Source organism: Paenibacillus sp. SEL3, from assembly GCF_054602585.1.
The window spans coordinates 3,677,383-3,690,495 of record NZ_CM137725.1 but is presented as its reverse complement, the minus strand read 5'-3'; the positions used below and the strand labels follow the sequence as shown (position 1 = coordinate 3,690,495).

At 43.3% G+C, this 13,113-nt stretch carries 11 protein-coding genes; 5 read left to right on the top strand and 6 right to left on the bottom strand.

The features are described from left to right. Positions 1 to 47: 47 nt before the first annotated feature. On the bottom strand, positions 48 to 1,277 hold the full coding sequence (locus ACYCS5_RS17030) for a multidrug effflux MFS transporter (protein WP_459759820.1): 1,230 nt from the start codon (positions 1,275 to 1,277) through the stop codon (positions 48 to 50). Positions 1,278 to 1,478: 201 nt separating this feature from the next. Between ACYCS5_RS17030 and ACYCS5_RS17025 the strand changes: the two genes are divergently transcribed. The 4 genes from ACYCS5_RS17025 (at position 1,479) to ACYCS5_RS17010 (ending at position 6,998) form a co-directional block, all read left to right on the top strand. Continuing rightward, positions 1,479 to 2,072 carry a DUF5317 domain-containing protein gene (locus tag ACYCS5_RS17025; protein WP_069010750.1) on the top strand — a complete coding sequence of 198 codons (594 nt, stop codon included), beginning with the start codon at positions 1,479 to 1,481 and terminating at the stop codon, positions 2,070 to 2,072. A gap of 282 nt (positions 2,073 to 2,354) precedes the next feature. Beyond that, positions 2,355 to 4,205, top strand: coding sequence for a bifunctional diguanylate cyclase/phosphohydrolase (locus tag ACYCS5_RS17020; RefSeq protein WP_459759819.1), 1,851 nt, complete (start codon positions 2,355 to 2,357; stop codon positions 4,203 to 4,205). Positions 4,206 to 4,477: 272 nt separating this feature from the next. After that, the gene (locus ACYCS5_RS17015; protein WP_459759818.1) at positions 4,478 to 6,196 is read left to right on the top strand and encodes a copper resistance CopC/CopD family protein; all 1,719 of its coding nucleotides are present in this window, start codon (positions 4,478 to 4,480) and stop codon (positions 6,194 to 6,196) included. Positions 6,197 to 6,251: 55 nt separating this feature from the next. Beyond that, positions 6,252 to 6,998, top strand: coding sequence for a YcnI family copper-binding membrane protein (locus ACYCS5_RS17010; RefSeq protein ID WP_459759817.1), 747 nt, complete (start codon positions 6,252 to 6,254; stop codon positions 6,996 to 6,998). A gap of 106 nt (positions 6,999 to 7,104) precedes the next feature. On the opposite strand, the gene ACYCS5_RS17005 is transcribed toward ACYCS5_RS17010, so the two are convergent. The 4 genes from ACYCS5_RS17005 to ACYCS5_RS16990 all read right to left on the bottom strand — a co-directional run bounded on the left by ACYCS5_RS17005 (position 7,105) and on the right by ACYCS5_RS16990 (position 11,056). After that, positions 7,105 to 8,847: an ABC transporter ATP-binding protein gene (locus tag ACYCS5_RS17005; RefSeq protein WP_459759816.1), complete on the bottom strand. Its 1,743-nt coding sequence runs from the start codon at positions 8,845 to 8,847 to the stop codon at positions 7,105 to 7,107. Positions 8,848 to 8,867: 20 nt separating this feature from the next. Then, entirely contained in the window at positions 8,868 to 9,377 is a 510-nt protein-coding gene (locus tag ACYCS5_RS17000) for a hypothetical protein (protein WP_069010745.1), read from the bottom strand. Continuing rightward, positions 9,374 to 10,849 carry a radical SAM protein gene (locus tag ACYCS5_RS16995; protein WP_459759815.1) on the bottom strand — a complete coding sequence of 492 codons (1,476 nt, stop codon included), beginning with the start codon at positions 10,847 to 10,849 and terminating at the stop codon, positions 9,374 to 9,376. Before ACYCS5_RS16995 ends, ACYCS5_RS17000 begins: the two co-directional genes overlap by 4 nt. Before the next feature lie 72 nt (positions 10,850 to 10,921). Next, positions 10,922 to 11,056 carry a hypothetical protein gene (locus ACYCS5_RS16990; protein ID WP_256026043.1) on the bottom strand — a complete coding sequence of 45 codons (135 nt, stop codon included), beginning with the start codon at positions 11,054 to 11,056 and terminating at the stop codon, positions 10,922 to 10,924. 263 nt (positions 11,057 to 11,319) lie between these two features. Here ACYCS5_RS16990 and ACYCS5_RS16985 point away from each other — a divergent pair, with 263 nt between their 5' ends. Continuing rightward, positions 11,320 to 12,567, top strand: a complete 1,248-nt coding sequence (locus tag ACYCS5_RS16985) for a stalk domain-containing protein (RefSeq protein WP_459759814.1) — start codon at positions 11,320 to 11,322, stop codon at positions 12,565 to 12,567. Between the two features lie 99 nt (positions 12,568 to 12,666). Here ACYCS5_RS16985 and ACYCS5_RS16980 read toward each other — a convergent pair whose 3' ends face one another. Continuing rightward, complete coding sequence (locus ACYCS5_RS16980) at positions 12,667 to 13,050, bottom strand: winged helix-turn-helix transcriptional regulator (protein ID WP_023986690.1); 384 nt, start codon at positions 13,048 to 13,050, stop codon at positions 12,667 to 12,669. Between the last annotated feature and the right edge of the window lie 63 nt (positions 13,051 to 13,113).

The following is a 13,113-nucleotide window of genomic DNA, read 5'->3' as shown; positions in this document are numbered from 1 at the left end:
GTTCACGTATCAGTCCAGGGGAGTTTTTTAGTTCAATTCGCCTAATTTCAAGCCTTCGCGCGTGTTTCCTTAGCAAGTACGGCAAAGCTTATTAGCGCACCAACCTCGGCTATAGCTATAACGACCGCCATGGGTACGGGGGTTGTTCCACTCCCCAAGCCTACTAGCGGTGAAGCGATGGAACCCAGCAATAGAGGCAACAAACCAAGCATAGCGGACGCACTACCTGCGGAGCGCTGCTGACTCTGCATTGCCAATGAAGTCGTCGTTGTACTCACAATCCCTACGCAGGAAACGACAAAAAATAGCGGAACTAAAACAGCAAACAATTGGCCTCCAGTAAAGGCTACAGTAAGCAAGCTGATTCCGGCTACAGCCGCAATGACCAGACCCGACAAGAGTAACTGTCGTTCGCTGAAGCGACCCACAAGTCTACCCGTTAACTGGGAAAACAGTACAATCCCCAAACCATTCACTGCAAAAATGATGCTATACGTCTGAGGGGAAACCCCGAAAATATCCTGAAGCACGAATGGTGAGCCAGCAATATACGCGAACATCGCTCCCGTAATCAGCGCCTGTGAGAAGGCATAGCCCATAAAGCGTCGATCGGCAAACAAGTGACCGAGTGTCCCCAGCGTCTGCTTCAAACCACCGGATGAGCGGCGGTTCGTTGGCAACGTTTCTGGCAAACCCAACACGACGGCAATCAGCATAGCCACGCCCACTACACAAAGCACCATGAATACACCACGCCAGGAAACAAAGTTCAATATGACACCGCCCAGTACCGGTGCAGCAATGGGGGCCACGCCGTTCACCAGCATGAGCAGTGAGAAAAAGCGTGTCAACTCTTTGCCCGAGTAAAGATCACGGGCTACAGCTCTGGAAATTACGATCCCCGCCGAGCCCGTAAGCCCTTGAATAAAGCGAAGCGCAATGAGCATACCGATATTCGGCGCAAACACGCATAACAACGAAGCAGCAGCGTACAGAATGAGCGAGATCACCAGCAGTCCTCTGCGACCTCTCACATCGCTAAGAGGACCAGCAACGATCTGGCCAACGGCCAGTCCCAACAGACAGGCGGTCAAACTAAGCTGCGCCAGCGAAGTGGTCGTATGCAAATTGTCGGCTAATGTAGGCAGCGACGGCAAATACATATCTATGGACAACGGCCCGAAAGCACTCAATGCACCCAGGACAAAGGCGATCCATAATATTCGCGATTTGGTCATATCTGCGGCAACCATAACAGTATTGGATAACCGGTTCATAATAATAATCATCCTTTTCACAAAAATATAAATAATTACTTCAATACATCATGATATCACTCATTTCGTCTGGCTTCGAATAATTACACGCTAATCCGCAATTTTTTTTAAAAACTGCTATATATCAGGCAGGAATTTACCAATTTCAGGTCGAATTATACGGTAACCAAAACAAAAATTTGTGGAATCTGGAGAATGATAATGGTCTATGATGGAGTGCTACTGGGTCTCATTGTAGGTCTGTTCAGAGGAGGCTGGCGGCAAGGTCTGATCCGTTTCAGTCAAATTCGCCTTATAGCCGGCTGGATGTTCCCTGTGCTGCTGCTGGTACAATTCATTATTTTTTATGCCCAGGAAAAGTGGGCTTGGCTGGCAGCCATTAACGGGTATCTATTTATGGGAGTCTACGTGGTTGGATTGATATTTCTCTGGTTGAACAGACATCATAAGGGATTCAAACTTATTATAATGGGCGTATTGATGAATTTTATCGTTATGGCGGTGAATGGCGGCAGGATGCCGGTCTCGTTGAGCGCTTCGGAGGTGCTGGGTCCCTATTATACAGATATGCTTAAATCCGGAAGTGTCATCTCAAAACATTACATGATGGATGCGAGCACGCGTCTATCATTGCTTGGTGACATTATTCCTCTCTCCAAGCCCTATCCCCGCACGCAGGTAATTAGTATTGGGGATGTTGTTATGAACTTCGGGATGTTCCTGTTTATCCAAAGCATTATGGTCGTGAAGAGAACTAAGGATAAGCAGCAAGAAACCAATCCCCGCCACGCCTAGTGCACACCTTATTCCAAGGAAGGGAGGGAACCCTATGAAAAACTTGAAATACTCCCGTGTCATTATCAATGCTATTATCGTGGCTTCTGTCATAATTGCTTTGACTTCCGGTTACAAAATCGGGGGCTAGTCACCGATAAGAAAAAAAGGAAGCACAGGCTCAACAAAACAGGCTGGATTCCGGCCTGTTTTTTCATGTGAAATTTTCGATTACAAAATTGTAAATTATCCCATTCACCCCTGGTAGCTTTGACATCAAGATACGACAAGGCAGGAGAAGAAATGATGAGTATAATAAAAAAGCTGCAAGAACGGGTTACCGCGACGGGAATATACGTGTTTTCCATATGTATGGTAGGCGTGATCGTCCTCCTGTATACGAACCAATGGTCCTTTTTGCACTATACGACAACAGAGTGGGTCACGATCTATTCCCTACTGGGAGCCGTTCTGATTCTGGAGCATTTTACATTCCAGCTACCCCCGGCCAGTAACAAGCAGTCCATGGATTCCTCCGTGTATCTGGCTTGTATTTTTGTGCATGGCACCGAAATTGCTATTCTGATTTTGCTGTTAAATGTAATCATTGCTATGTTCCGGCACACAGAACTGTCCTGGTGGAAGCATACCGTCAATTTTTCTATTTACGCCCTTTCCATTTTCCTGTCTTCAACAGTATTTGAACTAAGCGGCGGAACGCAGGGAGCTTTAAACCAAGAGCATTTCGCTTCCTACCTGCTGGCGTTAATTTGCTACTTTGCGGTGAACACAATCACACTGGGCATCTACTTTTATATCGCATACAAAGGGTCCTTCAATGAGCTTAAACAGGCTTTTTTGGCTGAATCCCTGCTCGTATACTTATGTACACTCATTCTGTCTTTGGTATTGACTACACTGATTTATAACAATGGCATTCTAGGACTTTTGCTGTTTCTTGGGCTAAGCATGCTCCTATCTCACGCATTCAAGCAAATGTTCACGCTGTATCGGGAAATCGAAGAAAAAGCAAACATGGATCGCAGAACAGGGCTATACAATCACAGCTACTTTGAAAATACACTTGAAGCTGAATTAAATATATCGAGATCCGAGAATACTCCCCTCAGTCTGGCGCTGATTGATATTGATGATTTCAAAAAATACAATGATCATTTCGGTCATCTTAAAGGCGATCAGCTACTGGGATTTCTCGGTGAGTTTCTTAAGAAGGAAACCTCCGACACCCCCATCACCGTATCCCGCTACGGTGGAGAAGAATTCACCCTGCTTATGCCTGATCATACCGCTGAACAAGCTTATGAAATAGTCAATGCTATTCGAAAAAGATTAAATGATTCTCGTTATGAGGGTGTCGAAATTTTTCCACATGGCTGTCTGTCCTTCTCCGCAGGTATTGCCCAAAGCCGCATTGACATCTACGACAAATCACAGCTGGTCGATCTGGCGGATAAAGCCCTGTACTACGCCAAGAAACAGGGCAAAAACATCGTTCATACGCATGGAAGCTTAAATGAAGTGGAGCGTGAGGTCGATCTGGGGCAGGATATTCGTGATCTTGAGCAGCAGCTTAATTTGTTCTTATACAAGGATATTAATACCTTCAAGCATTCAAAACGGGTGTTCAGATATGCAGCAGACATGAGCGATGTGCTTCAACTCGGACCGGAGGATAAGCGGCGTTTCATACTAGGTGCCCTCATTCATGACATTGGTAAACTGGAGATTCCCTGGAATATCCTCAATAAAAAAGAGAAGCTGTCTGGTGAGGAATGGCAGATGGTGCAAGCGCATGTCATGTGGGGCAAACGAATTGTCGAAGCCAACGAACGATTCATAGATTTGGTTCCTTTTGTGGAGCTGCACCATGAACGTTATGACGGAGGAGGCTATCCGTTTGGCTTTAAGGGCGAGCAAATTCCACGTTTATGTCGAATGCTGACGATCATCGACTCTTTTGATGCGATGACAACCGAGCGCCCCTATCAACCCACCAAAACGTTCGAGGAGGCCATTGAAGAACTACGTGCTTGCTCGGGTAGCCAATTCGATCCCAAACTAACGGCTACTTTTATCCACTATATTCAACATAAGCAACCTGCTTTCACGGATTTTATGGAAACAGGGCTCTAATTCCTTCATATGCTCTTCCTCTTTGCCCCTAGCGTGGTTGAAATCGTCCTGAATTCAGCCACGCTAGGGGTTTTCATATGATTGACATTTTGTATAATGCTTATTATTTCAAATTTCATATAAATGTCATAATTCGCTCCATCTATTCGCGCTATATGCACTATGATTAAGATAGGAATGGATTTGTCCGTCAGGCAAAATCCTCCTGTATAAAATGTTATAAATGGGGATATCCTCGCTTCAAGTAATCGAGAGAAGGTGACTTCACAAGCATGTTGTATCCGTCCAGACCAGCCCGTGTGGCTTGTCTTTTATTGCTGTGTCTCCCCCTTCTGGTCCTGTTTCCTCACTCTTCGTGGGCTCATGCATTTGTCATTGAATCCAGTCCGACCGAAAATCAGGTTTTAGACAAGTCGCCTTCTCAGGTGACCATTACCTTCAATGAAGATTTGCAATCTGCCTTCATGTCGATCAAAGTGACCGACGAAACAGGCAAGCGGGTCGACACAGGAAAAGCACAGCTTGACCCGAATCACAAAGCCACCATGGAAATCCAATTGATCCCAGGGATGAAAAATGGAATTTACTCTGTTAGTTGGAGAGCTTTATCCGCAGACGGACATCCAGTTAATGGAGTTATTCCATTTCAAGTAGGCAGCGGTTCCAATGCGCCTACCCATCAAGCTACCGCACCTGAAGGCTCAGGGACATCACGAATCGACTTAATCGCTGTCCGTTGGTTCCTTTACATAGGACTATCGCTGCTTTTTGGAGCGATTTGTTTCCGGCTGTTCATCCTACCGAGCATAAGCCAAGACAAGAATCAAAGTGAACAGCATAAGCAAAATCAGCGGCCCTTTGAAACATCGCCCCGCTGGAATAAACTGCTATGGAGCGGCTACGGCATAACGACTGCCGCCATTCTGATCAGCCTGCCACTTCAGGCTTCATGGGATGCCGGGGTTTCCATCAGGGAGGGCTTCTCACTCCCGATTCTGGGAGAAGCTCTCCAGTTTACTGGAGCCGGACAAATTTGGTTTATCCAGATGATTCTCGTGCTACTCCTAAGCGTAACGCTGATTTACGCGCTGGATTACAGCATTTCGAGTCGCCAGCGCCGTCTTTGGGGCTACAGCTCGGCTCTCCTAACGCTATGCCTCATGCTGTCCAAGGCCTTTGTCGGTCACCCGGCAGCGGCTACCCATCCAGCTCCAGCCATTGCGGCGGACTTCGTCCATCTCGCGGCAGCAGCCTTTTGGATCGGCTCACTTGCCGTCATGGTCGTGTGCCTGCCGGTTGCCGGAGCAGAGTTGCCCGTATCCGAGCGGGCAACTCTACGACAAGCCGCCTTGCGCCGCTTCGCCGGCTGGGGCATTGCTATGGTGGCGGCGTTACTCGCCACCGGTATATATGGAGCCGTGCTGTACATTCCGGCTCCCTCCATGCTGCTGAACACGTCCTATGGACTCGTTCTGCTCGGCAAGGCAGCGCTGCTGCTAGTCATGCTGGCCTTCGCGGCCAGCCAGTTCCGCAGCGCACGGCAAGCGGCGCCCAGCAAGCAAGCCGCCCGGGGATTGCGTGCCGAGTTGTCCGTCGGCTTGCTCGTGATGCTGTTGACTGCGGTGCTCACTCACCTGTCACCCGGTCAGGCACCTGCTGTACCGTTTGAGGAGACTCGCACTACGGGTGGATATAACGTTACCCTGGCAGTCAGTCCCAATGCTGTGGGCAGCAATGAATTTAAGGTATCCGTTCAGGACAGCAAGGGTGCTGCCGTTTCAGGAATCCAGCAGGTTACATTAACGCTCACTCCAGCAGACCCTGACCAAGATCAACAGGAATTTGTTCTACCTGTGAAGCAGCAACAGCCATTCCGCAGTCAGGAATTGATGACCTCCGAAGGAACATGGGCGGTAAAGGTACATGCTCTGACGGCTTCACTCGATGCGGTTGATGCTGAATTCACCCTGCATGTAGGCGGTAAAAAATAATTATTTTATACTTCAGGATTTTGTGAAATCCTCACTTAAAAGGAGCGAATTGAATATGAATACAACAATTCAAACAGCAAAATCCAGATTTTCCAGGTTTGCGACCTCTGTGGGTCTAATCGCAGCGGGTGCCTTACTTTTTGCAGGTATGGCCAGTGCACATGTGACAGTCAAGCCTTCTGTTTCACAACCTAATGCGTGGGAAACGTACACATTGAAAGTACCCGTGGAAAAAAACATTCCAACCACCAAAGTCGCCTTGAAAATTCCGAATGAGGTCGTTTTCAAACAATACGAGCCTGTACCGGATTGGAAGGTAGCCACCGAAAAAGACAGCTCTGGCAAAGTAATCACCGTGACCTGGACGACTGAAAAAGACGGCATTCAAGCAGGTCAGTATCAGCGTTTCGGCTTTGTAGCGCAAAATGCAGACCAGAATACCGCAGCAGCCTGGGACGCCTTCCAGTATTACAGTGACGGAAGTATCGTGGAATGGACAGGCGACGAAGGAAGTAGCAATCCTCATTCCATTACCGAAATTACGGCGGACGCCACGTCCGCAACTCCTGCCCCTGCCGCAGACAGCGGACACGATTCGGTGGGTACGGCAGCAGGGCACGCGAGCACAGATACGGCTAAAGATAGCAACCCCGCACCTACTTCGAACAATGCTATAGAAGCTGCACCTGCCGCTTCTGCTCCAGCCAGCTCTGCTGCACAAACGACAGCACTCGTTCTCTCGATCATTGCAGTCGTTCTTGGTGCCACAGCTGTCGGCATTGCACTCAAGCGCCGCAAGTAATCTGGGTTAAGTATAAAGGTAAAAATGTATTGTAAAATCACTAGCTACTAGTAATAAAAAACACAAAAATCCGCGCCGTTCAGGCCAGGTTTTTGTGTTTTTTAGGTTATATCCCAACAACTTCATCTGGATTTATCTGTTTTTCATCTTGTAAAGAAGCGTTAGCGACACAATATAAGTTGTAAAAATGTCGTTTTTGCTGTATTAACTTATCAAATGCCCCCTGCTCCACAATTCGCCCATCACGCATCACAATTATTTCATCATAACGGCTCAATAGCTGTGGAATCAGTCTGTGTGTAACTACCACACAAGTCACATTCTCCAAATTCAAGATACTATCTTCCACTGCAACAGCAGTTTCATTATCAAGAGAAGAAGTCGCTTCATCAAGAACAAGCAACGGCATGCGTCGAATAACTGTACGTGCTAGTGCAATCCGTTGCCTTTCTCCACCAGATATTAGATTTCCATTCTCACCCACCAAGCTATCCAAACCATACGGCAGCTTGTGTAATAATTCCTGTAATCCAGCAATCTTTATCGCCTCCGCAATCTCCTCATCCGTATATGGCTGAAACAAAGTAACATTATCTCTTACTGTACTATCAAATAAAAAAGGCTTTTGATGAAGAACAGACTGAAATTGATAAACATCTTCCGACGATATTTCTTTCAGATCGCATCCATCCACCTCAATTTTCCCAGTATAATTTTCATATTCCTTGCGCAACAGTTTGAGAAAAGTTGATTTTCCCGAACCACTGACTCCTACAAAGGCATACTTTTTTGACTTTTCAATGACTAAGTTAATCTTCTCTAACGAAGGTATCTTATCATCATAAGAAAAAGAAACATTCTCAAAACGAATAGAATGAAGAAATGATACCTCACTCAAAGCAGAATCGATCGGCTTAACTGGATTGACGGATGATACTATATTTGTAATCTTTTTAGAAATATCCTGCATAGATTTAATGCGTGTGATGTGCTGAATACTCATACATATAGGGTTCACAACACTATTAGTAAGCTGAATGCCGGCAATCATTGCACCAAGAGTAATCTCACCTTGCATAACCAAATATCCGCAAATTATAAAGATAGACATAAAAATAAAGCCGCCAAACACCTCACTTATGGCATCCACATAGCTGCTCCGAATGTTAAATCTATATTTTGTATTTTCCACATCTTCATTGACGGTTGCATGTTCATGTTCTATTTTTCTCTCAATACCAAAGCTCTTAACAACTTCAAAGCCAGAAAATATATCACTAACCTTAATTGTAAACTTTTCAAGAGTATCAGAGCATTGTTTCTTTAAAGCGCTCAAAGTTTTGCCAAAACATCTCGGAATTAAAGCAGAAAGCAAAGCCATAACAATCAAATAAAGAACCAATTTATAGCTAATCGCAAACATACCAATTATAGCAAACACAAATGAAGAGACTGTCCCAAGCAACAAAAAAATATTTTTGAAATAGTCATCTTCTACCATCTTCAGATCATTTGTTAAAATAGATACATATTTAGCACTATTACTTGAAGCAAAGTGAGCTACATTTTTTCGCACTATATAATGGAATATTTCCTTTTTCACATGAATCATTGTGCTTTTCATATATAGTGATTTCATATACTGCATCCACAATTTGATCAATGTACTGGCTACCATAAATAAAATTGAAAATATTGCAGTTGTATAGAAAACTTGCGCTGGTCTACTAATATTATCAACCAAATGTTTGAAAACAAAAGCCATATAAATGCTACACAAACTGCTTCCGATAACCCCAAAAACGACAAGCAGGAGCTTAACCTTGTACCTTAATACAAATTTCAACATACATGTTCACCCCGTTTTAATTATTGCAAATGCAAAGTACTATTATTCGCTAAAACGCTCCTTCCCCCAAATAAAAATCTATCGACTTCCTTCTGAATATTATTTAAGAAAACCCTCATATTCACTCTATTCTCAGAAAATAAAAAATTAGCGAACATCATTTTTGAATTAAATTTAGTAAATATATAATTTCTCAAAATACACTCTACTTTTATATCCTGTGTAGAAAATTGTATATCTTTATTAAGATGATTATGAATAATCCCAAAATGTAATTGTGAACTTGCACAGTATGCAAGAGCGCTTTTTAAAAATCGGGGATCTAGCTGCACGTGAAATTGATTAGGAACTCCCATTGCTTTAGAAGGTACATAAATTATTTTCTCCAAAGTAATAAAAATGGTCCTATCCTCATTAGCAATACTAAAAGGAATTAATGCAATTTTTTCATACTGCTCTCCAATGAAATACTTTTTTAAAAGGATTTCCAATGGCGGATTCATTTCAACAACTAAATCATAATTACTCATAAGTCAATTCCTCGTAATTTAAAGTCTTCTTTTAAATCTTTAATACGATTAATAAGAAGATTGAACTTGTTCTTATCTAAATAAATACCAAGCGCAGAATCCATATATTGCTCGTTAATTCGTTTTCTTTTAGCACAATAGTCAGGTGAACAAGGTGTTAACACATTGTTTTTTTCAAATACAGTTGCTATACAGCAATCACATAAACGTCTCTCCGGGCACTGTTTACATTTGGGTGAGTTCTGTTTGCTATTCTTAATCAGTACTTTTTGAACATTTTTAAAACTCTCATTGTATACTTCATCCTCCAAGATATTGCCCATTGAAAATCTATTATTATCAAGGCCGATAAATAGCTGACAAGGATATACCTCCCCTGTAGTATTTACAGTCAATTGCTGTATGCCGGCATTGCAGTAATATGATGAAGACGCAGATTCTACTTTATTATGCAGAGAAGTAATAAATCTCAAAACGCCCGTATGTTGAATTCCTTGTTCTAAAAATTCATTGAATTGTTCTGGGATACTGCTAACTCTTTTTTTCATTTGTGATTCATTAAGCAGTAATGTTTTTGAAGTTGCATTCTTCCCACTAACCTCAACCGGATTAATAACGACTGTTTTAACACCGAAGCCCTGATCAAAATATGTAAGCAATTCTTTGTTTGTATATTGATATTCTGCATGTAGAGAGGTATAAGTACATTCAATCATAGAAGGCTGGGGAGTAGACTGCCGTAGTCGATTTATATTGGATTCGATGCGTTGGAAACTTCCAAATCCCGCCTTATCAACGCGGAGCTCATCGTTTATCTCTTTTGGACCATCTAAACTTATTGTAGTATATATTTTGTATTCATTGATCAGCTTAATAATTCTGTCATTCATAATAGTACCGTTTGAAACTATTGAAAATCTGGGAAAGAAAGAGATTAAGCCGTCCCTAAACTTCTCACTTAAATATTTACATACAAATTCTATTGTATCGATATTAAGGAGAGGCTCCCCTCCGAAAAAGCAAATTTCCTCAATTCCGTTGTATACACTTAATATTTTATCAATAATTATTTTAGCATCTTCTTTAGTCATGTATCTTTTCTCAGAGTGGTAAGTACCTTCATCCGCGTAACAGTATTTACACTTCAAATTGCATATATTTGTTACTACTAATCTAAGTATTTTCAGACTACTTTGTAATTCGCTATCATCTTTATTTTGTAAGTGTTCTGGTGAATTGGGGATATTGCTTTTAAAGCGTACTAGAATTTGTTTAAGTTGATCAGTACTGATATTGAATTTTAAGCAAACCAAATCGACATCCTTAACATTTTTAAAATATTCCAGTATTCTCCCTATATTATAGGGAATTCTAAATATGCCGAAACTAATCTTGTCTAAAACAAGACATTGTAAGTTATTACTACTACTAAAATAAAAATGATACTGATCCATTAACTTCTTTTCCAACATATTATCACACCCTCCCAATGAATAGAGGTAGTAATGAATTTTCACTACTACCTCCTTTATTAAGTAAGCCGATTATTGAGTACCGCTACTTCCACCACATCCAATGCCACACGAAGCAAAGATAACTTCAGAAAATTGTTTTACTTCTTCGACTGATAATTCTTCCATTTCCCAATTTTCTAATTCAAATGTAGTAACTTCCTTCACCACAAACACCTCCCTCATTTTTTTCATTTTTTTAAGAATATATAATATATTGAATATAATCCCATTTATATTTTATAGATTCCTAAAAACAAAGAAAGTGATTTTCATCTCACTAAACCAAATAAATCCACTTTTTTTCCAATAAATCGACGAGGTATCTTCATTTCACATTCACCTTTCTATCATTTTTTTGGTAAAATAGTAGAACCCTCACGATTCTAACATGATAGCATTGCAATCTATTGAGCATAGGAGATCATAGGATGAAAATCGTAAATAAGGCTCTGTTATCTAGTGCTATTTTTCTGAGTACCACAGTGGGCATCTATAGCCCCTTGGCACAAGCTGAAGCCGGCAAGATCAGCATTATGCTGGACGGATATCCATTACCGTTCCCTGTACAACCTGCCATGATGAACGGCACGACCATGGTTCCCTTTCGTGCGATTTCTGAAGCTCTTGGCATTACAGTGAAATGGGACCAAGCCAGCCAAAGCATCACCGCTACCAAAGCGCAAGATTCTGCTACCAAGCAGGTGATTCTAAAGATGGGTAGCCGCAATGCCACAGTGGACGGACAAGCGGTTCAACTAACAGCCGCTCCGCAAACCGTGCACGGCAGCACCATGATTCCGCTGGGCTTTTTCGGGCAGCAGTTTGGAGCCACGGTGAACTGGAACCAGGGAACACGGACGGTCTCCATTACATCGCCTCGTGAATCGATGTATACAGTAGGCTTCTATGCGCTGTCTTCCTTTGACCAAAAATCCAAAATACCGGATTTTAACGTCGTTGCCTTCGGCTGGAGTCGAATTGATACGAACGGACAATTTACCACAAACGGCAAAGAATACAAATGGCCTCAAGCCGCTGGAACTGTAACGCCAGAGTCCATTGTGCAGGAGGCAGACAGCCAGGGGACTTCCCCTTACCTGATGGTCTATTCCGGAGATGGCAATCACGAGCTGACCAAAGTTTTGGAAAATGCGCAGCTTCAAGAACAAACCATTTCCCAAATTGTCAGCACCGCCACCGACAAACAATTTAAAGGCATTACGCTAGACCTGGAAGGATTGGGCTGGAGCGGCGACAAAGCCAAAGCTCGTTCAGACTACAACACCTTTATTAAAAAGCTATCGACCAAAGCGCATCAGGCCGGGCTCAAGCTCACCGTCGTTCTGCATCCGCTGAACAGCTCTTACTCTGGCTATGACTACAAAACGCTGGGCAATCTGGCGGACGATCTGATCATCATGGCTTATGATTACGGACAAAAGGCTACACCTGAGCCTTTGGAAAAAGTGGATGAAGCCATCCAACTGGCCTTGAAGGAAACCTCGCGGGACAAGCTCATTTTGGGGATTTCGATGGGTAGCGAAAAAGACAGCACCGTTAACGCCAAGATCGGTTTAGCCAAACGTTATGACCTCAAAGGAATCGCTATCTGGCGCTTGGGCATCATTGGAGAAACGGCCTGGGCGCAGATGAACGAAGCCATCGAGTTTAAATAAGTGTACATTTTATCCAAGTAAAACCGACCTTATTTCGCCCGCCAGATGATTTCTTATGCGTCTTCTATGAAATCATCTGGCGGGCTTTCTTCATTCCCTTTAACAAAAGTGCTTGCCTGATTTGGAAGTTGTCGTCACAGGCTCGCAACCCTGTTCTCCATAGAAGATCCCCCAGTCTCTCATAAAATCCAGCAACGGCCTTAACGTATCTCCTAACGGGGTAAGCGAGTATTCCACACGCGGTGGGTTCTCATTATAAATTTCACGGTGCACAATGCCATCTCTCTCCAATTCGCGCAACTGCAAGGTTAGCATCCGCTGTGTAATATTGGGCAAGGTCCGTCGAATTTCGTTATAGCGCCGCGGTCCTGTGGTCAAATGATACAAGATGACTCCCTTCCATTTGCCGCCTATAACCCCGACGGTTTTCGCTACCGGACATCCAAAATTAACGCTAACTGCATGTTCCATCTCCTGTGCCATGTATACCCTTCTTTCTGTAGAATGTGTAAACCAATAGCCCCAGACGTATGACAAGGAACAAAT